This window comes from Streptomyces sp. NRRL S-118 (genome assembly GCF_000716335.1).
Taxonomy (GTDB): Bacteria; Actinomycetota; Actinomycetes; order Streptomycetales; family Streptomycetaceae; genus Streptomyces.
In genome coordinates this window covers 426,894-450,571 of sequence record NZ_KL591003.1, presented here as the reverse complement: position 1 = coordinate 450,571, position 23,678 = coordinate 426,894, and the positions used below count along the sequence as shown (strand labels likewise).

27 protein-coding genes and 1 riboswitch are annotated in these 23,678 nt (G+C 73.9%); of the genes, 15 read left to right on the top strand and 12 right to left on the bottom strand.

All coding sequences use genetic code 11. The features are described 5' to 3' along the window. Positions 1-9 precede the first annotated feature (9 nt). The 5 genes from IH00_RS0108735 to bioB are packed head-to-tail and all read right to left on the bottom strand — an operon-like array spanning position 10 to position 4,246. On the bottom strand, positions 10-663 hold the full coding sequence (locus tag IH00_RS0108735; RefSeq protein WP_031071346.1) for a class I SAM-dependent methyltransferase: 654 nt from the start codon (positions 661-663) through the stop codon (positions 10-12). A 51-nt stretch (positions 664-714) separates the two neighbouring features. Then, on the bottom strand, positions 715-1,059 hold the full coding sequence (locus IH00_RS0108730; protein WP_031071345.1) for a VOC family protein: 345 nt from the start codon (positions 1,057-1,059) through the stop codon (positions 715-717). Positions 1,060-1,061: 2 nt separating this feature from the next. Then, entirely contained in the window at positions 1,062-1,781 is a 720-nt protein-coding gene (gene bioD, locus IH00_RS0108725; RefSeq protein ID WP_031071343.1) for a dethiobiotin synthase, read from the bottom strand. A 1-nt stretch (position 1,782) separates the two neighbouring features. Next, entirely contained in the window at positions 1,783-3,075 is a 1,293-nt protein-coding gene (locus IH00_RS0108720; protein ID WP_031071341.1) for an adenosylmethionine--8-amino-7-oxononanoate transaminase, read from the bottom strand. Then, positions 3,068-4,246 (bottom strand): biotin synthase BioB, encoded by a 1,179-nt coding sequence (bioB, locus tag IH00_RS0108715; RefSeq protein ID WP_031071339.1) that lies wholly within the window; start codon positions 4,244-4,246, stop codon positions 3,068-3,070. Before bioB ends, IH00_RS0108720 begins: the two co-directional genes overlap by 8 nt. 157 nt (positions 4,247-4,403) lie before the next feature. Between bioB and IH00_RS0108710 the strand changes: the two genes are divergently transcribed. Further along, the gene (locus IH00_RS0108710) at positions 4,404-5,570 is read left to right on the top strand and encodes an 8-amino-7-oxononanoate synthase (RefSeq protein ID WP_031071338.1); all 1,167 of its coding nucleotides are present in this window, start codon (positions 4,404-4,406) and stop codon (positions 5,568-5,570) included. Here the strand turns inward: IH00_RS0108710 and IH00_RS0108705 are convergent. Both IH00_RS0108705 and IH00_RS0108700 read right to left on the bottom strand, forming a co-directional pair. Further along, positions 5,545-5,748 (bottom strand): DUF397 domain-containing protein, encoded by a 204-nt coding sequence (locus IH00_RS0108705; RefSeq protein WP_031071335.1) that lies wholly within the window; start codon positions 5,746-5,748, stop codon positions 5,545-5,547. The genes IH00_RS0108710 and IH00_RS0108705 overlap by 26 nt on opposite strands. 15 nt (positions 5,749-5,763) lie before the next feature. Then, complete coding sequence (locus tag IH00_RS0108700; protein WP_031071333.1) at positions 5,764-6,633, bottom strand: helix-turn-helix domain-containing protein; 870 nt, start codon at positions 6,631-6,633, stop codon at positions 5,764-5,766. A gap of 247 nt (positions 6,634-6,880) precedes the next feature. Here IH00_RS0108700 and IH00_RS0108695 point away from each other — a divergent pair, with 247 nt between their 5' ends. Next, the gene (locus IH00_RS0108695) at positions 6,881-7,312 is read left to right on the top strand and encodes an ATP-binding protein (RefSeq protein ID WP_031071330.1); all 432 of its coding nucleotides are present in this window, start codon (positions 6,881-6,883) and stop codon (positions 7,310-7,312) included. 160 nt (positions 7,313-7,472) lie between these two features. Here IH00_RS0108695 and IH00_RS0108690 read toward each other — a convergent pair whose 3' ends face one another. The 3 genes from IH00_RS0108690 to IH00_RS0108680 form a co-directional block, all read right to left on the bottom strand. After that, positions 7,473-7,949 carry a C40 family peptidase gene (locus IH00_RS0108690; RefSeq protein WP_031071328.1) on the bottom strand — a complete coding sequence of 159 codons (477 nt, stop codon included), beginning with the start codon at positions 7,947-7,949 and terminating at the stop codon, positions 7,473-7,475. 4 nt (positions 7,950-7,953) lie between these two features. Continuing rightward, a riboswitch (cyclic di-AMP (ydaO/yuaA leader) is annotated at positions 7,954-8,135 on the bottom strand. A gap of 320 nt (positions 8,136-8,455) precedes the next feature. Beyond that, positions 8,456-8,764, bottom strand: coding sequence for a hypothetical protein (locus IH00_RS0108685; protein ID WP_031071326.1), 309 nt, complete (start codon positions 8,762-8,764; stop codon positions 8,456-8,458). 4 nt (positions 8,765-8,768) lie between these two features. Continuing rightward, positions 8,769-9,371, bottom strand: a complete 603-nt coding sequence (locus IH00_RS0108680) for an ATP-dependent Clp protease proteolytic subunit (RefSeq protein ID WP_031071324.1) — start codon at positions 9,369-9,371, stop codon at positions 8,769-8,771. A 59-nt stretch (positions 9,372-9,430) separates the two neighbouring features. Here IH00_RS0108680 and IH00_RS0108675 point away from each other — a divergent pair, with 59 nt between their 5' ends. The 8 genes from IH00_RS0108675 to IH00_RS0108640 all read left to right on the top strand — a co-directional run bounded on the left by IH00_RS0108675 (position 9,431) and on the right by IH00_RS0108640 (position 14,980). Continuing rightward, the gene (locus IH00_RS0108675; RefSeq protein ID WP_031071323.1) at positions 9,431-9,721 is read left to right on the top strand and encodes a type II toxin-antitoxin system Phd/YefM family antitoxin; all 291 of its coding nucleotides are present in this window, start codon (positions 9,431-9,433) and stop codon (positions 9,719-9,721) included. Between the two features lie 177 nt (positions 9,722-9,898). Continuing rightward, positions 9,899-10,111: a hypothetical protein gene (locus IH00_RS0108670; protein ID WP_031071321.1), complete on the top strand. Its 213-nt coding sequence runs from the start codon at positions 9,899-9,901 to the stop codon at positions 10,109-10,111. Positions 10,112-10,471: 360 nt separating this feature from the next. Further along, positions 10,472-10,774, top strand: a complete 303-nt coding sequence (locus tag IH00_RS0108665; protein WP_031071319.1) for an urease subunit gamma — start codon at positions 10,472-10,474, stop codon at positions 10,772-10,774. A 16-nt stretch (positions 10,775-10,790) separates the two neighbouring features. Then, positions 10,791-11,102 carry an urease subunit beta gene (locus IH00_RS0108660; protein ID WP_031071317.1) on the top strand — a complete coding sequence of 104 codons (312 nt, stop codon included), beginning with the start codon at positions 10,791-10,793 and terminating at the stop codon, positions 11,100-11,102. Then, positions 11,095-12,816, top strand: a complete 1,722-nt coding sequence (locus tag IH00_RS0108655) for an urease subunit alpha (RefSeq protein WP_031071315.1) — start codon at positions 11,095-11,097, stop codon at positions 12,814-12,816. The genes IH00_RS0108660 and IH00_RS0108655 overlap by 8 nt, the downstream gene beginning before the upstream one ends. A gap of 10 nt (positions 12,817-12,826) precedes the next feature. After that, entirely contained in the window at positions 12,827-13,489 is a 663-nt protein-coding gene (locus IH00_RS0108650) for an urease accessory protein UreF (RefSeq protein ID WP_031071313.1), read from the top strand. A 21-nt stretch (positions 13,490-13,510) separates the two neighbouring features. Continuing rightward, entirely contained in the window at positions 13,511-14,194 is a 684-nt protein-coding gene (gene ureG / locus IH00_RS0108645) for an urease accessory protein UreG (RefSeq protein WP_031071311.1), read from the top strand. A 6-nt stretch (positions 14,195-14,200) separates the two neighbouring features. After that, entirely contained in the window at positions 14,201-14,980 is a 780-nt protein-coding gene (locus IH00_RS0108640; protein WP_031071309.1) for an urease accessory protein UreD, read from the top strand. Between the two features lie 7 nt (positions 14,981-14,987). On the opposite strand, the gene IH00_RS0108635 is transcribed toward IH00_RS0108640, so the two are convergent. Together IH00_RS0108635 and IH00_RS0108630 are read right to left on the bottom strand one after the other, a co-directional pair. Further along, complete coding sequence (locus tag IH00_RS0108635) at positions 14,988-15,278, bottom strand: DUF4190 domain-containing protein (protein ID WP_031071308.1); 291 nt, start codon at positions 15,276-15,278, stop codon at positions 14,988-14,990. Positions 15,279-15,397: 119 nt separating this feature from the next. Then, positions 15,398-16,111 carry a lysophospholipid acyltransferase family protein gene (locus IH00_RS0108630; RefSeq protein WP_031071306.1) on the bottom strand — a complete coding sequence of 238 codons (714 nt, stop codon included), beginning with the start codon at positions 16,109-16,111 and terminating at the stop codon, positions 15,398-15,400. Between the two features lie 125 nt (positions 16,112-16,236). Here IH00_RS0108630 and IH00_RS0108625 point away from each other — a divergent pair, with 125 nt between their 5' ends. The 5 genes from IH00_RS0108625 to IH00_RS37165 all read left to right on the top strand — a co-directional run bounded on the left by IH00_RS0108625 (position 16,237) and on the right by IH00_RS37165 (position 23,663). After that, positions 16,237-16,632, top strand: a complete 396-nt coding sequence (locus tag IH00_RS0108625; protein ID WP_031071304.1) for a VOC family protein — start codon at positions 16,237-16,239, stop codon at positions 16,630-16,632. 103 nt (positions 16,633-16,735) lie between these two features. Further along, positions 16,736-19,330: a class III lanthionine synthetase LanKC gene (lanKC, locus tag IH00_RS0108620; RefSeq protein ID WP_031071301.1), complete on the top strand. Its 2,595-nt coding sequence runs from the start codon at positions 16,736-16,738 to the stop codon at positions 19,328-19,330. Next, positions 19,327-19,455 (top strand): SapB/AmfS family lanthipeptide, encoded by a 129-nt coding sequence (locus tag IH00_RS0108615; protein WP_031071299.1) that lies wholly within the window; start codon positions 19,327-19,329, stop codon positions 19,453-19,455. The genes lanKC and IH00_RS0108615 overlap by 4 nt, the downstream gene beginning before the upstream one ends. A 273-nt stretch (positions 19,456-19,728) precedes the next feature. After that, positions 19,729-21,450, top strand: coding sequence for an ABC transporter transmembrane domain-containing protein (locus IH00_RS0108610; protein ID WP_031071297.1), 1,722 nt, complete (start codon positions 19,729-19,731; stop codon positions 21,448-21,450). After that, positions 21,447-23,663, top strand: a complete 2,217-nt coding sequence (locus IH00_RS37165) for an ABC transporter ATP-binding protein (RefSeq protein WP_052411275.1) — start codon at positions 21,447-21,449, stop codon at positions 23,661-23,663. The genes IH00_RS0108610 and IH00_RS37165 overlap by 4 nt, the downstream gene beginning before the upstream one ends. Positions 23,664-23,678 lie beyond the last annotated feature (15 nt).

Below are 23,678 nucleotides of genomic sequence, written 5' to 3'. Positions count from 1 at the left end.
ACGGTCACCCTAACGTGGAACGCACGGCCGTCGGGCCACCCCCAGGACGCACGGCGAGGACGGCAGCTGCGGCCCCTTCTCCGGCAGCCGGAACCGGCGGTACTCCACCATCTCGAAGCCCGCCGCCTCGATCGCCGCCAGCGGATCGCGCGCCGTGTGGCACCCGCCGAACAGCGCCGGCCACACCGTGCGGTCCAGCACGCGCTGGGCCGTGGCGAGCCCCCGTCCCGCCGCCAGGCCGTGCTCGAAGAACCGCAGTTCACCGCCCGGGCGCAGCACGCGGTGCAGTTCGGCCAGGGCGCGCGGGACGTCCCGTACCGTGCACAGCACCAGCGATGCCACCGCCGCGTCGAAGGCCTCGCTCTTCACCGGCAGGGCCTCCGCGGCGCCCGGCACGACGTCCACGGGCACCTCGGCCCGCAGCGCCGCGCTCGCGGCCAGCTGTCGCAGCCGCCGCTCCGGTTCGATCGCCACGACCTCGGAGACGCGGCCCGGATAGTGGGCGAAGTTCAGACCGTTGCCCGCGCCGATCTCGATGACGCGACCGGACAGCCCGTCCAGCAGCTCGTCCCGGTACGCGGCGACCCCGCCCCTGGCGTCCATGGCGACGCTCACGCGCGCGTAGAACCGGGCGAACAGCGGGTGGTGAACGGTGTCCCGCATCGCGGACCTCCTGGGCGGGGGGCAGGACCAGACACCGTCAGTGTCCCCGGGTCAGCCGCCCACGAAGCAGAACTCGTTGCCCTCGGGGTCCCGCAGCACCTGGAATTCGCCGTGGTCGTCCGTCACCATGCCGCCGACCCGCTCCGCCCCCAGCCGTACCGCCCACTGAGCCGCGGCCTCGACGTCGCCCGCCTCCAGGTCCAGGTGGAGCCGGTTCTTCACCGCCTTGCCCTCCGGCACACGCTGGAACGCGATCCGTACGAAGCCCGGCGGATCGACGTACGACCACTCCGGGCTCCGGTCCACCGCCTCGCCGCCCAGCAGCGCCGCCCAGAAGCGGGCGAGCGCCGCCGGGCCGGCGCAGTCGAACACGATCTCGCTGACGACAGCACGCAGGGTCACGAGCGTACGGCCGCGGCGAACGCGCCCGCATCCCATGTACCGCCGAGCTCCGGCGCCAGCCACGTCGCGGCCCGCTCCCGGAAGGCCCGGGCCGGGAGCGCGCCCGCCCCGGCCGGCACCGCGCCCAGCAGCGGGGCGCCCGCCGCCTCGGGCAGGTCCGTCACGTTGCAGCGCTCCGCCAGGCCGGGCTCGTCCGGCCAGCTCCCGACGACCACGCCCCGCTGCACCAGGCCGCGGGCCCGCAGGGCCTCGCCGGTCAGCGCCGCCATGTTGAGCGTGCCCAGTCCGGCCGGCGCCACGACGAGGACCGGCGCCTCCAGCAGCCGCGCAGCGTCGGCGAGCGTGGCGCCCTCCTCGTCGTACCGCACGAGCAGCCCGCCGGCGCCCTCCACGAGGACCAGGTCGTGCCCGGCCGCCAGCTTCCGCGCCGCGTCGGCCACCTCGCCGGGGCCCACCGGGGCCATCCCGGCCCGCCGGGCGGCCGTCGCGGGCGCCAGGGGCTCGGGGAACCGCGCCAGTTCGACGGGCGTGACGCCGTCTCCCGCGAGCCGTACGACCTCGTCCGCATCGCCCCGTTCACCGGGGCCGACCCCGGTCTGGGCAGGCTTGAGGACGGCCACCGACCGTCCCGCCGCCCGGGCCACCGAGGCGAGAGCCGCCGTGACGACGGTCTTGCCGATCTCGGTGCCCGTGCCGCTGACCACCAGTACCGTCATCTCAGCCCTCCCGTGCAGCCGCGCACACACCGCGGCAGATCCGTGCCAGGTCCTCGTCGCCGGTGACGTACGGCGGCATCACGTACACCAGGTCGCGGAACGGCCGCAGCCACACGCCCTCGCGCACCGCCGCCGCCGTCGCGGCCGCCATGTCCACCGGATGGCCCAGCTGGACGACGCCGATCGCGCCCAGCACGCGCACGTCGCGCACCCCGGGCAGCTCCCGGGCCGCCGCGAGGCCCTCGGCGAGCCCCGTCCCGATCCGCTTGACCTCCTGCGCCCAGTCCTGGCCCAGCAGCAGGTCGATCGAGGCGCAGGCCACCGCCGTGGCCAGCGGGTTGCCCATGAACGTCGGCCCGTGCGCCAGCACCGGCACCTCGCCGCGGGAGATCCCGTCGGCCACGCGCGCGGTGCACAGCGTGGCGGCCAGCGACAGGTAGCCGCCGGTCAGCGCCTTGCCCAGGCACATCACGTCCGGTGCCACCTGCGCCTGCTCCGCGGCGAACAGCGTGCCCGTCCGCCCGAAACCGGTCGCGATCTCGTCGAACACCAGCAGCACGTCGTGCGCGTCGCACGCCTCGCGCAGCACCCGCAGGTACGCCGGGTCGTGGAACCGCATCCCGCCGGCGCCCTGCACCACCGGCTCCACGATCACCGCGGCCAGCTCGTCCGCGTGCCGCGCGATCAGCCCGCGCAGCTCGTCCGCGTAGGCCTCCTCGTACGCGACGGGCGGCGGTCCCGCGAAGACCTGCCGCTGCAGCACGCCGGACCACAGCCCGTGCATGCCGCCGTCCGGATCGCACACCGACATCGGCTGCCAGGTGTCACCGTGGTAGCCGCCGCGCCAGGTCAGCAGGCGCTGCTTGGCCGGGCGCCCGACCGAGCGCCAGTACTGCAGGCACATCTTCACGGCGACCTCGACCGAGACCGAACCGGAATCGGAGAGGAAGACGTGCCGCAGCGGCTCCGGGGTGATCTCGACCAGCCGCGCGGCCAGGCGCACGGCGGGCTCGTGGGTGAGCCCGCCGAACATCACGTGGCTCATCCGGCCGAGCTGGTCGCGTGCCGCCTCGTTGAGCACCGGGTGGTTGTAGCCGTGCACCGCCGACCACCACGACGACATGCCGTCGACCAACTCGCTCCGGCCCTGCACCGGTTCGGCGAGCCGCAGCCGCACCCCGGACGCGGACTCCACGACCAGCGGGTCGGTACGGCCCGGCATGGGGCCGTACGGGTGCCAGACGTGGGCCCGGTCCAGGGCGATCAGCTCGCCGGGGGAGAGCGGCTCAGGCATTGGGCGCCAGGTCCGTGCCCGCTCCCCGCCGACGTACCGCCACCAGGTCGGGACGGGCGCCCGGAGTCTCTGCGGGGGTCTGGGCCGGCGCCTCCGCCGCGGGCTCCTCCGAGGAGCACACCGAACCGGAACCGCAGCCTCCACCGGTGCCGCACGCGGCGGCGTCCACCCGGTGCTCGGGGAGCGTGGTGGTGTCCGCGCCCTCGACCTCGAAACCGGCGTCCGCGATCATCTCCAGGTCCGCCTTGCCGGCCTGGCCCTCACTGGTGAGGTAGTCGCCCAGGAAGATGGAGTTGGCGAGGTGCAGGGCGAGCGGCTGGAGCGTGCGCAGGTGCACCTCGCGCCCGCCCGCCAGCCGGACCTCCACGTCGGGGCAGACGAACCGGACCATCGCCAGGATGCGCAGCGCCCGCTGCGGGGTCAGGTTCCACTCCTTGGCGAGCGGCGTGCCCTCGAACGGGATCAGGAAGTTCACCGGCACCGAGTCCGGGTCCAGCTCGCGCAGCGCGAAGACCACGTCGACCAGGTCCTCGTCGCTCTCGCCCATGCCCGCGATCAGCCCGGAGCACGCGGACAGGCCCGCGGAGTGCGCCTTCTGCACGGTGTCGACGCGGTCCGCGTACGTGTGCGTGGTCGTGATGTCCCCGTACGTCCCTTCGGACGTGTTGAGGTTGTGGTTGTACGCGTCGGCCCCCGCCGACCGCAGCCGTTCCGCCTGGCCGTCCGAGAGCAGCCCGAGGCAGGCGCAGACCTCCACGCCCTCGTTCTCCTCCTTGATCGCCGCGATGGTCTGCGAGACGCGGTCCACGTCCCGGTCCGTCGGGCCGCGGCCGCTGGCGACCAGGCAGACCCGCTTGGCGCCGCCCGCGACACCGGCGGCCGCCGCCTTGGAGGCCTCCTCCGGCTTCAGCCAGGTGTACTTGAGGATCTCCGCCTTGGACCCGAGCCGCTGGGAACAGTACGAACAGTCCTCCGGGCACAGCCCCGACTTCAGATTGACCAGATAGTTGAGCTTGACCCGGCGCCCGAACCACGCGCGCCGCACCTTGCCGGCCGCCGCCACCACATCCAGCAGCTCGTCGTCCGAGGTCGCCAGCACGGCGAGCGCTTCTTCGCGGGTCGGCAGCTCGCGCCGAAGCCCCTTGTCCACCAGCGTGTTCAACAGGTCCATGGCGCCGATCCTGTCCTACCGCCCGCCCGCTGGCCAAGGAGGAACCGGACAAGAGAGCCGCTCAGCGGTGTGTGTATGACCACACTGTGACCGCGGCCGTCCCCGGCTAGGGTCTGTGCGCTGCCTACAAAGGGACCGACGACAAAAGGGACCGCCCATGCCGCAGGATCCATTCGACTGGACCGACGCCGAGGCGCGCCGCCGCGCGGACGCCGGTCTGGTGCGCACACTGCGCCCGCGCCCCGCCGAGCCGGACCTGCTCGACCTGGCGAGCAACGACTACCTGGGCCTGACCCGCCGTCCGGAGATCACCGGGGCGGCCGCCCGGGCGGCCCGCCGGTGGGGCGCGGGCGCCACCGGCTCCCGGCTGGTCACCGGCAGCACGGAGCTCCACGCGGAGCTGGAGCGGGAGCTGGCCGGCTTCTGCGGTTTCGAGGCGGCGCTGGTCTTCTCCTCCGGGTACGCGGCCAACCTCGCCGCCCTGACCGCGCTCAGCGCCCGCGGTTCGCTCATCGTCTCCGACGCGGGCAACCACGCCTCGATCGTGGACGGCTGCCGGCTGTCGCGCGCCGAGACCGTGGTCGTCCCGCACGCCGACCCGGACGCGGTCGCCAAGACCCTCGACACCCACCCGGGCCGCCGCGCCCTCGTGGTGACGGACTCGGTCTTCTCGGTGGACGGCGACGCGGCGCCGCTCGGCGGACTCGCCGCCGCCTGCCGGGCGCACGCGGCGGCGCTGGTCGTCGACGACGCGCACGGTCTGGGCGTCCTGGGGGAGGGCGGGCGCGGTGCGCTGCACGCGGCGGGGCTCGCGGGCGGCGCGGACGTCGTCGCCACGCTCACCCTGTCCAAGTCCCTGGGCAGCCAGGGCGGGGCGGTCCTCGGCCCGGCGCGGGTCATCGACCACCTGGTCAACGCCGCCCGGACCTTCATCTTCGACACGGGCCTCGCCCCGGCCGCGGCGGGCGCCGCGCTGGCGGCCCTGCGGCTGCTGCGCGACGAGCCGGGCCTGGCGGAGCGGGCGCGCGAGGTCGCGGCCACCCTGCACGGGCGGCTGACGGCGGCGGGCCTGACCGCCGTACGTCCGGACGCCGCCGTCGTCTCCGTGCGCGCGCCGTCGCCGGAGCAGGCGGTGCGGTGGGCCGCCGACTGCCGTGCCGAGGGCGTCGCGGTCGGCTGCTTCCGGCCGCCGTCGGTGCCGGACGGCATCTCCCGCCTGCGGCTGACCGCCCGGGCCGACCTGACGGAAGGTCAGATCGAGACGGCGGTGGCCACGATCCTCCGTACGGCGCCGTCCGTCAGTCCGCCTCCTTCAGGGAGCTGACGAAGGAGGACCAGACCGCCGCCGAGAAGGTAAGCGGTGGCCTGGTGGTGTCCTTGGAGTCCCGTACGGCGAGGTGCGCCGCGTCGAGGCGGGCGGCCTCGACGCAGTTGTTCATGCCCACGCTGCGGCTGCTGCGCCGCCAGTGCGGGCCGTCGTGGTGTGCGAGGTAAGCAGACATGTGGGGTGCCTCTCCCTACGCGCCGTCACCGATCCCGGCGATGAGTTCCGACGACTCCTCGGGCGTCAGGGCGTGCGCCTGCATGGTGCGGAAAGCGGCGCAGTACGCCTCGAGGTCTTCCCTGCGTTCGAGATAGAGGCTACTCGTCAAGTGGTCGAGAACAACCACATCCAGATCAGAGATGTTCGGAAAGGAGAAGATAACGAAAGGGCCGGAGAGGCCGACGTAACCGCCCATCGTGAAGGGGAGCACCTGGAGCCGCACCTGCGGCAGGCTCCCCACTTCCAGCAGTCGCCGCAACTGCGCCCGCATCACTCCGGGGCCGCCCACCTGCCGCCGCAGCACCGCCTCGTCCAGCACCGCCTCCAGCCGCAGCGGCGGATCCCCGTGCAGCACCTCCTGACGGGCGATCCGCACCTCCACCAGGGAGTCGACCTTCGCCGCGGGCAGCCCGTGCAGCGCCGCCCGCGTCACCGCCCGCGCGTAGTCGGGGGTCTGCAACAGGCCGGGCACCACCGAGGTCTCCAGCGTGCGCGCCGTGCAGGCCTGCGACTCCAGGCTGATGAAGTCCCGGTACTGCGGGGGGAGCACGCCCCGGTACGCGTGCCACCACCCGGTGCCGCCTCCACCCTCCGCCGCCCCGGAGAGCGCCTCCAACAGGGCCCGCAGCCGCGGCTCCCGCACGCCGTAGGCGTCGAGCAGCCGCGCCACGTCCGCGCCGGTCACCCCGCTCGCGCCGGTCTCGATCCGGCTGATCTTCGACTGGTGCCAGCCCACGAGCCGGGCGGCGTCCCGGCTGGTGAGCCCGGCGCCCAGCCGCAGCCGGCGCAGCTCCTCACCGAGTTTGCGGCGGCGCACCGCCGGTCCGTGCCGCGTCCCCCGCACGACCGCCTCCCTTTCCGGCCCCGCCGTTCGTCCGCACGGCGGACCAACCTGCCAGTCTGCCGGAGGAATCCGTTCTCGCGTAGCAGGGTTCACCGCTTCGAGCGACAGATATATGCAGATCCTGGGGGATCGCCGCCACCGGGGGCGACATAAGTGGCACTCTGGCGCGAAGCGCAAACCGTGGCCGCCTCGCAGTGCATCGCTCCTCGTCGGAGTCCCGGCCCCGGTGGGAAAGGGACAGATCGCCATGGCAGACCACCAGGAAGCATCCGTCACTCTGCCGAGCGATCCAGCCTCGGTCTCCGCTGCTCGCAGATACGTGGCGGAGGTTCTCCGCGAATGGGGTCTGCCGGACGACAGTGATACGGCGGACACCGTCCGGCTGATCGTCTCCGAGCTCGCCACCAACGCCGTGCAGCACACCTTCGGGCAGTCGCCCACCTTCACGGTGGACCTCCGGCTGGAGCGCGACGAGCACCTGCGCATCGGCGTCACCGACAGTCATCCGCGGTGGCCGCAGCGGCTGCCCGCCGCAGTCCAGCAGGACAACGGCCGCGGTATGGTCATCATCCGCTGGCTCACCGCCGAGCGGGGCGGACGGCTCAGCGTCACCCCGACGCGGGAGGGCGGCAAGACCGTCTGGATCGCCCTGCCGTGGACGGTCCCCGTCCAGAACTGAGGGCGGCCCGGCACACCCCCCCGGGGCCTCGCCGGAGCGCGCGGAGCATCACCTGCGGTGGTCAGGTGGCCGCGGTGTCTCCGGGCGCGCGGTACAGGGGTGCTCTTGATACATCCTGCGCGAGTACCCCCGTACCGCGGATCATGCGCGGTCGGGGGGATCAGCGCACGCGGCCGTAGTACACCGACTTCGACCAGATGCGGTCCAGCTTCACCACCGATCCGGACTTCGGCGAGTGCCAGATCTTGTTCCCGCCGGCGTAGATGCCGACGTGGTACACGCTGCCGCCGGAGTGGAAGAAGACGAGGTCACCCTTCTGCCGGCTCGACGCCGACAGGTGACGCGTCTTGTTGTACTGCTGCTGCGCGGTGCGCGGCAGGGTCTTGCCGGCCTTCTTGTACGAGTAGAGCGTCAGGCCGGAGCAGTCGAACCGGGACGGGCCCGCCGCTCCGTACTTGTACGGTGCACCCTTCTTGGAGGCGGCCACGTTCAGCGCCTTGGTGGCGTGAGCGGGCGCGGCCTCGGCTTCCGACACGGCGCCGGGCGCCAGCATCGTGCCGCCGACGGCGGCGAGGGTGAGTGCCGACACGGCGCCGGCACGGGACAGCAGAGACGGGACATGAATCTGCGCGGTCATGGCGCAACCCTTCGTCAGCCGCCTGTGAAGGATGACCTGTCGGGTTCGGGCTGGCGAAGTTGCCCGGCCGCTGACGCGGCTTCACCCCAAGGAGCGACCGTGGTGCGGTCGCCCCGTACTGCTCGGGTCCTCCACTCCTGCCGATCCACTTCTGTCGACCAGTCATCCGGACGGCGGCAGGACTCGGCGTCCGCCCGGACCGCCCCGCCTCGGGTGGCGGGGGCTTGTCGTCGTCAGGGATCTTGACCCATGTCGGGGTGAAATTCCGAGCCGAAACGGCGTTATGTGAGGCTCCTCACGACTGATCCGTTCGGGTGGACAGGGGTGTTTTGGCGCGGCGCGGCGGCGGACGGATGAACCCCGTACCAGCGGCGGAAGGTGATGTTCCGCCAGATGTGTACAGCGCGGGCGCAACTCGTGCCGTACGGAATTCGCTCGTTTGCGTACGCCGAACGAGGGGGTGGCTTCTCGTCCTTATGCGTCCATTCGCGCTACCGGCAAATCCCTCAGCGGACGGGCTCCTGAGGGAGTGTCACCCGCGCTGTCCGGCGTTCGCCATCGAGAACACGCAGCGCACGCGCCAGCGTCCGGGAGTGCACCTCGCTCTCCCCGCGGTCATGCATCGCCGTCAGGGCGTCGCGCAGTGCCTCGGCGCGCCCCGCGAGCGCCTGTGCGGCGCGCAGGGCACTGTACGTGTGCGTGGTGTGTGCCGGGTTGATCCGGCCCAGCAGGTCGACCACTTCGAGGTAGCCGTCGATGTACGCGGCCTCGGCGCGGGTCAGCGCCGGCAGCGGCACCGGTTCCGGCGGCAGCATCCGGTCACCCCTTCCGGCTCGGGACGACGTGGTCGACGAGGCCGTACGCCTGTGCGGCGGCCGCGTCGAGCACCGTGTCGCGTTCGATGTCCGCGTCGACGCGCTCCCGGGCCCTGCCGGTGTGGTGCGCGAGCGTCCCGGCGAGCCGGTCGCGCAGCCGCAGCATCTCGCGGGCCTGGATGTCGAGGTCGCTGGGCTGCCCGCGCAGCGGTTCCTCCATGGCGGGCTGCCGGAGGAGCACGCGCGCCCCGGGCAGCGCCATCCGCTTGCCGGGCGCGCCGGCGGCCAGCAGGACGGCCGCGGTCGAAGCGGCCTGGCCGATGCAGGTCGTCTGCACGTCGCACGTGACGATCTGCATCGTGTCGTAGATCGCGAGCATGGCGCTGACGGGGCCGCCGGGGGAGTTGATGTAGAGCGAGATGTCCTGATCGGGGGCGGCGTACTCGAGGTACAGCAGCTGGGCGACCACGTCGTTCGCCGAGATCTCGTCGACCGGCGTGCCGAGGAAGACGATCCGTCCCTCCATCAGCTTCGAGTAGGGGTCCAGGGTCCGGTGACCCGCGGCGGTGCGCTCGGTGAACTCGGGCAGGACGTGACGCTGGTCCATGGCGTGCCTCCCTTTCTGTAAAAAATGTACAGGACGTACAGGCGTTTATGATGGGAACCATGGCCTACGAGATTCCGGTGACGCAAGCCCGTGCAGAGCTCGCCGAACTGATCAACCGCGTCGTCTACGGCGGTGAGCGCGTGGTCGTGACCCGTCACGGAAAGCCGCTCGTGGCGCTGGTGTCAGCCGCTGACCTGCAGCGACTGGAAACGGAGCCCGAGCAGACCGAGAGCCCGGCGACGAGTTCCGTCTCCACGACCCGTCCGCTGACGTCCGCTCCCGGCGAACGCCCCCGGTTCGGCCTCGCGGCGGAGCACCGCCCCCCGCAGCACCCGCGCCCCGGCGCCTGACGCGCCGCGTTCCACCCGTGCGGGTGGCCGGGCGTGGCGCGCCCCGATGAGGGATCGTTTCGTCATCCTCGTACGAGTGAGGGGACGCGTAGCCGCGGGGACGGCGTGGGTAGCCAGGGGCCGACTCGAACCATCCGGTGAGTCAGGCCCCACCACCCCGCTTCAGGAGGGAACCGTATGCGTCGCATCGCGGCCGTCGTCCTCGGAACCGTCACGTTCCTCGGGTTCACCGCCACCGCCGCCTCCGCAGTAGCACTGCCGGACCCCGCCACCGTCCTCGACTGCGTCACCACGAGCGCGACCGACCTGACCACCGTCGTCGACCCGGCGTCGCTCGCCGTGCCCCCGGAGGTCCCGGCCGTCCCCGGCACGGGCTGCCTGGCCGTCTGACGGGCCGACCGCGGCGCCCGGCCGGCCGGCGGCGTGTCGGCCGGCCGGGCGCGGTTCCGTCCGGCCCGCCGCATGCCGGCGAGCAGCGGCGCGCACCGTGCACGGCGCGTGCGGCACGCCCGCGGGGCAGCGGCCCGGCCGGGGCCGCGTGCCGGGGCGGATCGCCGTCGCCTCCGGGACGAGCGCGCCGCTGTGATCTCCATGAGGATGCAAAGAGGCAGTTAACCTCCCGGAAAAGTTTGCGCCCGAGTTGGAAATATCTCTCCGCCACACTCGTCCCCGCAGGTCAACAGAGTGTTGAAGCCGGATAGGGTCCCGCTGCGTCCGGGACCGCGCCGGGCGGGAACTGTGAGGTGAATCGTGCAACTGACTCCGCACGAGCAGGAGCGCCTGCTCATCCATGTCGCCGCCGACGTGGCGGAGAAGCGCCGGGCGCGCGGGGTGAAGCTCAATCACCCCGAGGCCGTCGCGCTCATCACCTCCCACATCCTGGAAGGCGCCCGGGACGGCCGTACCGTCTCCGACCTCATGGCGTCCGGGCGCACGGTGCTCACCCGCGACGACGTCATGGAGGGCATCCCCGAGATGATCCACGACGTCCAGGTCGAGGCCACCTTCCCGGACGGCACCAAGCTCGTCACCGTCCACGACCCGATCGTCTGACGGGGGAGTGCCACCGATGATCCCCGGAGAGATCCTCCACGCGGACGAGCCCGTGCCCCTCAACGAGGGCCGCCCGGTCACCCGCCTCACCGTGCTCAACGCCGCCGACCGGCCCGTCCAGGTCGGTTCCCACTACCACTTCGCCGAGGCCAACCCCGGTCTGCGGTTCGACCGCCCGGCCGCCCACGGCCTGCGGCTGAACATCGCCGCCGGTACCGCCGTGCGCTTCGAACCCGGCATCCCCGTCGACGTCGAACTCGTACCGCTCGCGGGGCTGCGCATCGTGCCCGGGCTGCGCGGCCGGACCGGAGGTGCCCTCGATGGCTGAGCTCTCACGCCCCGTCTACGCCGACCTCTTCGGCCCCACCACCGGCGACCGCATCCGGCTCGCCGACACCGACCTGCTGATCGAGATCGAGGAGGACCGCTCCGGCGGCCCCGGCCGCGCGGGCGACGAAGCGGTGTTCGGCGGCGGCAAGGTGATCCGTGAGTCGATGGGCCAGGCCCGCACGACCCGCGCCGAAGGCGCCCCGGACACCGTCATCACCGGCGCCGTCGTCGTCGACCACTGGGGCGTCGTCAAGGCGGACATCGGCATCCGCGACGGCCGCATCACGGGCCTCGGCAAGGCCGGGAACCCCGACACCATGGACGGCGTCCACCCCGCCCTCGTCATCGGCCCCGAGACGGAGATCATCGCCGGCAACGGCAGGATCGTCACCGCCGGCGCGATCGACGCACACGTCCACTTCATCTCGCCCACCGTCGTCGACCAGGCGCTCACCTCCGGCATCACCACCCTCGTCGGAGGCGGCACCGGACCGGCCGAAGGGACGAAGGCCACCACCATCACACCCGGTCCGTGGCACCTCACCCGCATGTTCGAGGCGCTGGAGACGTACCCCGTCAACATCGGACTGCTCGGCAAGGGCAACACCGTCTCGCGCGAGGCGATGCACTCCCAACTGCGCGGCGGAGCCCTCGGGTTCAAGATCCACGAGGACTGGGGAGCCACCCCGGCCGCCATCGACGCCTGCCTCACCGTCTGCGACGAGACCGGCGCCCAGCTCGCCATCCACACCGACACCCTCAACGAGGCCGGTTTCGTCGGCGACACCCTCGCCGCCATCGCCGGCCGGACCATCCACGCGTACCACACCGAGGGTGCCGGCGGCGGACACGCGCCCGACATCATCACCGTGGTCTCCGAGCCGTACGTCCTGCCGAGCTCCACCAATCCCACCCGGCCGCACACCCTCAACACGCTCGACGAACACCTCGACATGCTGATGGTGTGCCACCACCTCAACCCGGCCGTCCCCGAGGACCTCGCCTTCGCCGAGTCGCGCATCCGGCCCTCCACGATCGCGGCCGAGGACATCCTGCACGACCTGGGCGCCATCTCGATCATCTCCTCCGACTCCCAGGCCATGGGCCGCGTCGGCGAGGTGATCCTGCGGACGTGGCAGACCGCGCACGTGATGAAGAAGCGCCGCGGCGCACTGCCCGGTGACGGCCGCGCCGACAACCACCGGGTGCGCCGCTACGTCGCCAAGTACACGATCAACCCGGCGGTCGCCCAGGGCCTCGACCATGAGATCGGCTCGGTCGAGACCGGCAAGCTGGCCGACCTGGTCCTGTGGGAGCCGGCGTTCTTCGGCGTCAAGCCGCTGACCGTCATCAAGGGCGGGCAGATCGCCTACGCGCAGATGGGCGACGCCAACGCGTCGATCCCCACGCCCCAGCCGGTCATGCCGCGCCCCATGTTCGGCGCGCTCGGGCGGGCGGCGGCGGCCGGGTCGCTGAACTTCGTCACCGGGACCGCCCTCGATGACGGCCTGCCCGAACGGCTCGGCCTGCGCAAGGAGTTCACCGCGATCAGGAGCACCCGCGGAGTGACCAAGGCCGACATGCGCGAGAACGACGCCCTGCCGCGCGTCGAGGTCGACGCCGACACCTTCACGGTGACGATCGACGGCGACCCGGTCGACCCGGCTCCCGCCGCCGAACTTCCCATGGCCCAGCGCTACTTCCTCTTCTGACGGCCCTCCGATGACACGCGCTGCCCTCCTCGTCCTCGCCGACGGCCGCTTCCCCGCCGGTGGCCACGCCCACTCCGGCGGTGCCGAAGCGGCCGTCAAGGCGGGACGCATCCGTGGCGCCCGCGACCTGGAGGCCTTCTGCCGGGGCCGCCTGCACACCACGGGCCTCACTTCCGCGTCGCTGGCCGCCGCAGCCGCCCTCGGACTCGACCCCGTCGCGCTCGACGAGGCCGCCGACGCCCGCACCCCCTCACCCGCGCTGCGTGCCACCGGCCGCAGGCTCGGCCGCCAGATGCTGCGGGCCGCCCGCGCCACCTGGCCGAGCCCCGAACTCGACGCGCTCGCACGGGCCTTCCCCCGCGGCGCCCACCAGCCCGTCGTCCTCGGGCTGGCCGCCCGCGCGGCGGAGCTCGGTGCCGAGGACGCGGCGCACTGCGTCGCGTACGAAACGGTCAGCGGGCCCGCCACCGCGGCGGTGCGGCTGCTGAGCCTCGACCCCTTCCGGGCCACCGCCGTCCTGGCGCGGCTCGCACCCGACATGGACCTGGTGGCCGCCCGGGCCGCGGACGCCGCCCGGCAGGGCATCGACGCGCTGCCCGCCGCGTCCGCCCCGCTGCTCGACATCACCGCCGAGCAGCACGCGGCCTGGGCCGTACGCCTCTTCGCCTCCTGACGCCCGACGACAAGGAACGCCATGCACCTCGACCACACCCACCACGCGGAAGCCCCCGGCGCCGTGAGCGCCGACGCCCACCGCCCCGACGGCACCCGCCGCGCCCTGCGCATCGGCCTCGGCGGGCCCGTCGGCTCCGGCAAGACCGCCACCGTCGCCGCACTCTGCCGCGAACTGCGCGACCAGCTGTCCCTCGCGGTCGTCACCAACGACATCTACACCCGCGAGGACGCCGAGTTCCTGCTGCGCCACGCGGTCCTGCCGCCCGAGCGCATCCAGGCCGTCGAGACCGGCGCCTGCCCGCACACCGCGATCCGCGACGACATCTCCGCCAACCTCGAAGCGGTGGAGGACCTGGAGGACGCGGTCGGCCCGCTCGACCTCATCCTGGTGGAATCCGGCGGCGACAACCTCACCGCCACCTTCTCCAAGGGCCTCGTCGACGCCCAGATCTTCGTCATCGACGTCGCCGGCGGCGACGACATCCCGCGCAAGGGAGGCCCCGGCGTCACCACCGCCGACCTGCTCGTCATCAACAAGACCGACCTCGCCCCCTATGTGGGCTCCGACCTGCAGCGGATGGCCCGCGACGCCGAGGAACAGCGCGGCGGCCTGCCCGTCGCCTTCACCTCCCTCACCGGCGACCAGGGCGTGCGCCCCGTCGCCGACTGGGTACGCGCGCGGCTCGCCGCCTGGGTCGCGTAACCCGCCATGACCCTCACGAGCGTCCACGCCACCGCCCGGATCGTCGCCGAGGCGGACGGCGGCCTGCCGGTGCTGGCCGGCGACGGGCCGCTGGCCCTGCGCCGCACCCGCGCCGTGCCCGTGGCGGCAGCGGTCCCGGGGAGCGCCCCTTCCACCCGGGTCACCGTCGTCGGTGCGATGACCGCCCCGCTGGGCGGGGACCGGCTCGCGATCGAGGCCGAGGTGCGGGACGGGGCGCGGCTCACCGTCGACTCCGCGGCCGCGACGGTGGCGCTGCCGGGGCGGGGCGCCGCGGGGCCGGCGACGTACGACGTGCGCCTGACGGTCGGCGAGGGAGCGGAGCTGCGCTGGCTGCCGGAGCAACTGGTCTCCGCGCACGGCTCCGCCCTCCGCATGCGCACGACGGCCGAACTGGCCGCCGGGGCACGACTGGTGCTGCGCGAGGAGCTGATCCTGGGCCGGCACGGCGAGGAGCCCGGCACCCTCGCCACCCGCCTCACCGTCCGCCGTGCCGGACGCCCCCTGCTGGACCAGGAACTGGCCCTCGGCCCGGGGGCGCCCGGCGGCTGGGACGGGGGAGCGGTACTGGGAGGGCACCGGGCCTCCGGTCAACTCCTCGTCGTGGACCCGGAGTGGGAGGGGAACCCGGTCGAGCCCCGGCTCCTCGGGGACACCGCCGCCGTCACCCCGCTCGCCGGGCCCGCCGCGCTGGTGACCGCGCTCGCCCCGGACGCGCTCCTCCTGCGGCGGGTCCTGGACGAAGCGCTGGCCGAGCTCACTTCCTGACGGTGGATCAGCCGCCGACGTACCAGCTGAAGCCGCCGTTCGACGCCGCGACCATCATGAGTATCGCGAAGATCACCAGGTCGACGACACCGAGGACGATGGCGGCCTTCGCCATGCCTGCGCCGCCCTTGACCGGTGCCTGCTTGCGGCCGAGCGCACCGAAGACGATGGCGAGCGGACCGAGGATCACGTTGAAGACGAGCACACCCACGACACCGCACACCAGCCCGGCGATGGCCAGGCCGTTCGTACGGGACTCCGCATGCCCATGCGTACCGCTGGTGCCGTAACCGGCCATGAGAACTCTCCCTGTTCTGGGGGAACATGTGAAGGTCCGTGTTGCCCGGTGTGCCCGTCCCATGCCTGCCGGGTGAAAACCCGCGCCGGGCCGGCGTCCGGCCTGTCCGGCGGCCGCGCTCAGTGCCGCAATCGGGGGAAGCTGCGCCGTTGTCCGCCCGCCTGCGCCGCCTTCACAGTGGCCGCGTACTCGTCGACGTACTCCTGGCCCGACAGGGCGAGGATGCTGTACATGATCTCGTCCGTGACGGCGCGGAGCACCGCCTTCTGGTCCTCCATCCCCGCGAACCGCGAGAAGTCCAGCGGCTCACCGAAACGGATCCGCACCCGCTTGATCTTCGGCAGAACCTGTCCCGGCGGCTGGATCTCGAACGTCCCCACCATGGCGCACGGAATCACCGGGACACCCGCCTTCAGGGCCATCACCGCCACCCCGACCTTGCCCTTGTAGAGCCGTCCGTCGTGCGAGCGGGTGCCTTCCGGGTAGATGCCCAGCAGCTCGTCCTTCGCCAGTACCCCGAGCCCTTCGCGGATGGCGGCCTGGCCCGCATCCCTGCCGGAGCGGTCCACCGGGATCTGGCCGGCGCTGCGGAAGAACGCGGCGGTCAGCCGGCCCTTGATGCCCGGGCCGGTGAAGTACTCCTGCTTCGCCAGGAAGGTGATGCGCCGCTTCAGCACCACGGGCATCAGGAAGTGGTCCGAGAACGACAGGTGGTTGCCCGCGATGATCGCCGCGCCGGACTCCGGCACGTGCTCCAGCCCCTCCGTCCTCGGGCGGAACAGGAGCCGGAGAACCGGCCCGAGCAGCACGTACTTGAGCACGTAATAGAACACGGATTGCTCCCTACTGGACCTGGTCCGGATCCGCTTCGGAGGTGCGTTCTACCAGCTCGCCGGGGCGTTCGAGGGCGACCGGTCGAGGTGCGCGTGTCGCGCCCGAGGAGGGGCACAAGGGCCTCATGACGGTATCGAAGACAAGTGTCCTCGTCCTGGACTGCGCCGAACCCGAGGCGCTCGCCGATTTCTACGCGGGGCTGCTGGGCGCCCGCGTGGAGCGGGGCACCGACCCCGATTTCATCGAGGTCCTCGGCCAGGACGGCGTCCGCCTGGCCATCCGCCGCGACCACGGCTACGCACCTCCCAGCTGGCCCCGGCCGGACGACTCGCAACAGGCCCACCTGCACATCCTGGTCGCCGAGGCCGACATGGACGAGGCGGAGCGGGAAGCGGTCGGACTGGGCGCCCGGCCCGTGGAGACCAAGGACAACTCCGGCCCGCGCGACGTGCGCACCTACGCCGACCCCGCCGGCCACTCCTTCACCCTCGCCGCCCGGGAGGGCCGGACCGCCGTCTGAGGTTACTCGTGCGTTCCGCACGGGTCATTGCTGACAGCTGTGACTGTCGGCCCCCGTCCCACTGATGGCACCGTCTTCCCCGTCGCCGAACGAGGGAGCAGGTGTGATCAAGGGATACGCCACCTTCTGCGACGCGGACCGCCACTTCTACGACGCACCGCACCGGCTGTCCGCGGAGGGCCAGGGGGCCAGGGGAGCGCTGTACGAGGCGGCGCTCGCGGCCGTGCCGGAGGGCTGGCGGCGGCACCGCAGCGGCGACTGGCTGGCGCTGCGCCCGCTGGAGCAGGAGCTGCCCGCACAGGGCTGGAAGATCCACGTCTCGGCCCGCCTGGACAACGCAGAATCGATTCTGGCGAGGGTGGCGGAGTACTGCTTCACCCACCGGATCGCCTTCAAGTTCGTCCCGAGCCGCTACCTGCTCCACACCCGCAACGCCAAGTACGCCGACCGCGCGGCCAGCGGAAAGTTCATCACCGTCTACCCCGCCGACGACGAGCAGTGCCACCGGGTCGCCCGCGACCTCGACGCCCTGCTCGCCGGCGAGGACGGCCCGTACATCCTCAGCGACCTGCGCTGGGCCGACGGCCCCGTGCACCTGCGCTACGGCAGTTTCACCCAGCGCCACTGCTACGACGACAAGGGCGACCTGGTCCCGGCCATCGCGGACCCCGAGGGGCGGCTCGTCCCCGACCTGCGCGGCCCGGTCTTCCGGACGCCCCCCTGGGTGAGCCTGCCCGACTTCCTCCAGCCGCACCTCGACGCCCGGCGCGCCGTGACCGTCGCCGGCATCCCGTACACCGTCGAGCGTGCCCTGCACTTCTCCAACGGCGGCGGCGTCTACGTCGCCCGCCACACCGCCACCGGAGAGCAGGTCGTCCTCAAGGAAGCCCGCCCGCACGCCGGGCTCGCCGCCGACGGCGCGGACGCGGTCACCCGCCTGCACCGCGAGCGGACCGCCCTGGAGCGGCTCGCCGGACTGCCCTGCACGCCCGAGGTGCGCGACAGCTTCGTCCTCGGCGACCACCACTTCCTCGCGATGGAGTACGTCGAGGGCAGACCGCTCAACACCTTCTTCGCCCGCCGCCACCCCCTGATCGAGGCCGACCCCGCCCCCGGCGCGCTCGCCGCCTACACCGAGTGGGCCCTGCGGATCCACCGGCTGGTGGAGGAAGCCGTCGAGGCGGTCCACGCCCGCGGCGTCGTCTTCAACGACCTGCACCTGTTCAACATCATGGTCTCCGAGGACGAGTCGTCCGTCGTGCTGCTCGACTTCGAGGCCGCGGCGCACATCGACGAGGGCCGCCGGCAGACCGTCGCCAACCCCGCCTTCGTCGCCCCCGCCGACCGGCGCGGGTTCGACGTCGACCGCTACGCGCTCGCCTGTCTGCGCCTCGCCCTCTTCATACCGCTCACCAGCCTCTTCCCGCTGGACCCGCACAAGGCCCGGCACCTGGCCGACATCGCGGCCGCCCACTTCCCCGTACCGCGCGGCTTCCTGGACGAGGCCGTGGCGGAGATCCTCAAGGGCGACCGGGGCGCACGGCCCGGCCCGTACCTCCCCGTCGAACCGGGTGACTGGCCCCGCAGCCGCGACTCGATGGTCCGCGCCGTCACCGCCTCGGCGACGCCCGACCGCGACGACCGCTTCTTCCCCGGCGACATCGCCCAGTTCGCCACCGCAGGCGGGGGCCTGACCCTCGGCTACGGCGCCGCCGGCGTCCTGTACGCGCTCGCCGAGACCGGGGCCCCGAGCCGGCCCGACGCGGAGGAATGGCTCCTCGAACGGACCAAGGAGCCCCCCTCCGGCACCCCCATCGGCCTGTACGACGGCCTCGCGGGCATCGCCTGGACCCTGGAGCGGCTCGGACATCCCGAACGCGCCCTCGAACTCGCCGAACTCACCCTCGCCACGCCCTGGGACGACATCGCCCCCGACCTGCACAGCGGGCTCGCGGGCCTCGGCCTCGCCCTCGACTCCCTCGGCCTGCGGGACGCGGCCGTCCGCTGCGCGGACCTCACCGCCCGCGCCCTGCCCCGCATCACCCGCGCCGGGCTCCTCCACGGCGCCGCCGGCCCCGCGCTGCTCTTCCTGCGCCTGTACGAACGCACCGGCGAGTCCGCCCTGCTGGACCTCGCCGCCGACGCGCTCCGCCGCGACCTCGACCGCTGCGTCCACGGCGCCGGCGGCACCCTCCAGGTCGACGAGGGCTGGCGGACCATGCCGTACCTCGGCGCCGGGAGCGTCGGCATCGGCATGGTGCTCGACGACTTCGCCGCCCACCGCGCCGACGAGCGCTTCGAGCAGGCGCGGGGCGAATTCGTACGGGCCGCCCAGGCCACGTTCTACGCCCAGCCCGGGCTGTTCCGTGGGGCGGCCGGCATGGTCCTGTACCTGAGCCGTACCACCGTGCCCGGGCCCGGGACGCAGGAGTCCGACGTACGCCGCCAGATCGACGCCCTCGCCCGGCACGCCGTGCCGTACCAGGGGCATCTGGCCTTCCCGGGCGAGCAGATGATGCGGCTGTCCATGGACCTCGCCACGGGCACCGCCGGCTGTCTGCTGGCCCTCGGCAGCGCCGCGACCGACGGCCGCGCGCACCTGCCGTTCCTCCCGCCGCTGCGGCGGCCCCAGAGCCGGTCCCAACCAGGGACCGTGAAGAAGCACACCGTCCCCATGAAGGAAAGGAATCGATCATGACGCTTCTCGACCTGCAGTCGATGGAGACCCCGAAGGAAGAGGTCACGGGCGACGTCGCCTCCGGCAGCCGCGCCAGCCTGCTGCTCTGCGGTGACAGCAGCCTGAGCGTCACGACCTGCAACTGACGCCGTACCGGTCATGCCGCGCGGTGCCGACATCACGCGGCTGACCGGTCCCGGCCCCGGGCGGGTACCTCCCGCCCGGGGCCGGGTGCTCGGTGTCCGGCCCGAGCCGGAAGGGCATGGCCACCGCACGCGCACCGGCTCCGGTGCCACGGCATCCGGCTCCCGAACGCCGCACGACCCGGACCACCGCGCCTCCCCGAGGCGGACGACGTGGGCAACCGCCCACGCCCGCCGCGCACGCGCCGTCCGCCGGACGAGGAAGGAACCGTCACGATGCCTCCCGAGCGTGCCGCCGATCGCGTGCTTCTCGCGGCCGCCCGGCACAGCGCGGGTCCTGCCGCGGCGATTCTCGCGTGCTCCCTCGCCTCCGCCGCCGCCACCCTGGCGGAGCCCGCCGTGCTCGGCCGGACCCTCGACCTCCTCCTCGCCCGGGACCCCGGCGCACCGCGCTGGGTCGCCCTGTCCGCGGTCCTCATCACCGCCGATCTGCTGCTCGACGCGGCCGTCGCCCTCCTGACCGGCGTGACCAACGCCCGTACCACCGCCTGGCTGCGCACCCGCAGCCTCGACCGGCTGCTGCGTGCCGCACCGCACCACGCCGCCCGTTTCCCGCCCGGCGACCTGGCGACCCGGCTGACCGCCAACGCCACGGAGGCCGGCACCGTGCCCGCGACGGCCGCGAGCGCGGTGGCGTCCGTGCTCCCGCCGCTGGGCGCGCTGGTCGCGCTGTTCCTCATCGACTGGCGGACCGCGGCGGCCTTCCTGACCGGCGTCCCGCTCCTGCTCCTGCTCCTGCGTGCCTTCGCCGCGCACTCCTCCGAAAGCGTCGCCCGCTACCAGGCCGTGCAGGCGGGCATCGCGGACCGGCTCGTCGAGGCCCTCGCGGGGGCCCGCACCGTCGCCGCCGCCGGCACCGCCGCGCACGAGCGGCGGCGCATCCTCGCCGCGCTGCCGGACCTGGCCGCGGAGGGGCGGGCGATGTGGCTGGTCTACGGCCGGGCCGTCGCCCGCAGCGGCGTGCTGATGCCGCTGCTGGTCTGCCTGGTCCTCGCCGTGGGCGGCCTGCGCCTCGCCTCCGGCGCGATCGGCGTCGGGGAACTGCTGGCGGCGTCACGGTACGCCGCGCTCGCCGCGGGCGTCGGAGCGGTCGCCGGGCTGCTGGGCGCGCTCGTTCGCGGCCGCGGCGCGGCCCGCCGTACGGCCGGGCCGATGGGCCTGCCCGCACCGGCGCTCGGGGACCGGCAGGACCGGGACCTCCCCGCCGACGGCCCGGGCACGCTCGAACTGCGCGGCGTCACCGTCGAACGGGACGGAAAGGCCGTGCTCCACGGCGTCGACCTCCTGGTGCCGGGCGGCACGCGCGCGGCCGTGGTCGGCCGCTCGGGGTCCGGCAAATCGCTGCTGGCGGCCGTCGCCGGCCGGCTGACCGACCCGGACGAGGGGAGCGTCCTGCTCGACGGCGTCCCCCTGCACCGCCTGGCCCGGCACCGGCTGCGCCGCGAGGTCGGGTACGCCTTCGCCCGCCCGGCCCTGTTCGGCGCCACCGTCGGCGACGCCCTCGCCTTCGGTGCGCACACGCCGACGGGGCCCGCTGTGCGGGCGGCCGCACGGGCCGCCGGTGCGGACGGCTTCGTACGGCGGCTGCCCGACGGCTACGCCACGCCGCTCACCGAGGCGCCGCTGTCCGGCGGGGAGCTGCAACGCCTGGGCCTGGCACGGGCGTTCGCCCACGCGGGACGGCTGCTGATCCTCGACGACGCCACATCCAGCCTGGACACGCTCACCGAGCGGGAGGTCGAGCGGGCGCTCGCCGGGGAAGTCCGGCAGGGCACGCGGCTCGTCATCGCGCACCGGCTGTCCTCCGCGGCCCGCGCCGACCTGGTGATCTGGCTGGACGAGGGCCGCGTACGGGCCACCGGACCGCATGCGGAACTGTGGCGCGACCCGGCCTACCGCGCGGTCTTCGCCGCCGCGGCCGACGGGGACGCGCCATGAGGAGGAGGGGGCCGGCGGCCCGTGTCCTGCCCCAGGCCCGGCGGTTCCTGCGCCGGAGGAAGCGTGCCCTGCTCGTCCTCACCGGCTGGTCCCTGCTGGAGTCCGCGCACACCTTCCTCACCGGCTACGGCGTGGCCCGCGCCCTGGACGACGGCTTCCTCGCCGGGCGGACCGGCACCGGCCTGCTGTGGCTGGCGACCGCTGCGGTCGCCGCCCTGGTGGGCGGGGCCGCCGTACGCGGTGTGTTCACCGGTCTCGCCGGGCTGGTCGAACCGCTGCGGGACGGGCTGGTCCGCCGGGCGGTGTCCCAGGCGCTCGCCGAGGCGGTGGCGGACCCGGCCGGGGCGGACGGCGGTGCGGGTCACAGCGCGACGGTGTCCCGCCTGGTCCACCAGACCGAGATGGCCAGGGACAGCTTCGCGGGGCTCGTCCTCACCGCCCGGTCGTTCGTCTTCACCGCCCTCGGCGCGCTGCTCGGCATGGCGTCGCTGGCGCCCGTGCTGTTGCTGGTCGTCGTTCCTCCGCTGGTGCTGGGGCTGGCGCTGTTCGTGGCTACCCTCGCCCCGATGGCCGCAGCGCAGCGGGCGTTCCTCGACGCCGACGAGGACCTCTCGGCCCGGGTCGGCGCGATCGGCGCCGGGCTGCGGGACGTGGCGGCGTGCGGCGGCGAGCGCTGGATCGCCGAGGACGTGGGCCGGGTCGTCGACACCGCGGAGCGCCTGTCGCGCAGGCTGGCCCGGTGGGCGGGGATCCGCACCCTCGCCCTGGGGGCGGCGGGCCGGCTGCCGGTCGTGGCCCTCGTGGTGGCGACCCCCTGGCTGCTGCGCCGCGGCATCACCGCGGGCGCGCTGCTCGGCGCGCTCACCTACCTCGTGCAGGCGCTGCTGCCGGCGCTGCACACACTGATGGCCGCGCTGGGTGCGGCGGGTACGCGACTGCTGGTGGTCCTCGACCGCTTCGGGACGGAGGAGCCCCGCCTGCCGGGTGACGCCCCCGCCGGGGAAGAGCGAGCCGCGGAGCCGGAGGACGGGACCGCCCCCTCCGCCGGCCCCGGAGCCGCGCCCGCCGCCTCGGGTGCCGCCGGTTCCGCCGTCCCGCCGAGCGGTGGGTCCGTGGCCTCCATGGCCGGCAGCCTTCCTCGGACGGAGCCCGCCGCCGGGGAGGGTACGGGCGCTCGTTCGCCCGCCGCCTCGAGTGCCGCCGGTTCCGCTGTCCCAGCCCGCCCTGGCCCCGGGGCCCCCGTGGCCGACAGCCTGACCGTCGCTCCGGTCGGCGGTGCCGCTGGAACCGAGCCCGCCGCCCGGCCCGGCAGTCCGGCCGCCGGAAGCGGAACCGCGGCCGCCGGCGACGGACGCGCAGCCGCCGGTCGCTCCCGCACCGCCGACGAGGACAAAGGCGGGGCCGCCGGCCGGTCCGGAGCCGCGCCCCCCGCTCCGTACGCCCCGCCGCGGGCCACCGCGCCCCCGCGCCGCCGCCACGGAACGCGGCGCGCGCAGCCCGCCGCCGTCGCCGTCGAGTTGAGGGGCGTCGGCTTCGCCTACGGCCCCAGGGCCCGGCCGGTGCTCGACGATCTGGATCTCGTGGTCGAGCCGGGGGAGCACCTGGCCGTGGTCGGACCCAGCGGAATCGGGAAGTCGACCCTCGCGGCCCTCCTCGCCGGGCTGCTGGCGCCCGGCCGCGGCACGGTCCTGATCGACGGCGCCCCCGCCCGCCGGCCGGGCCCGCCGGGACCGGACCCGCGCAGGGCCCTGCTGCCGCAGCAGGCGTACGTCTTCACCGGGACGGTCCGCGACAACCTCCGCTACCTGCGCCCCGACGCCGCGCCCGACGAGGTCCAGGAGACCGTCGAGGCGCTCCGTCTCGGCCCGCTGGTACGGCGCCTCGGCGGTCCCGACGCCGTCATCGACCCCGGCAGGCTGTCGCAGGGCGAGCGGCAGCGCCTGGCTCTGGCGCGCGCCCACCTGGCCGCCGCGCCCCTGCTCGTCCTCGACGAGGCGACCTGCCACCTCGACGCGGAGACCGAGGAGCACGCGGAGCGCACCCTCGCCGCGTGCCCCGGTACGCTGATCGTCATCGCCCACCGCTTGTCGTCGGCGGTACGGGCGGACCGCGTGCTGATCCTGGACGGCACGCACGCGGTGTGCGCGCCGCACCGGGAACTGCTGGGCGCCTCGCCCCTCTACCGGGACCTGGTGGGCGTCGCCGCCGGCTGACGGCCGGCGGGCGGC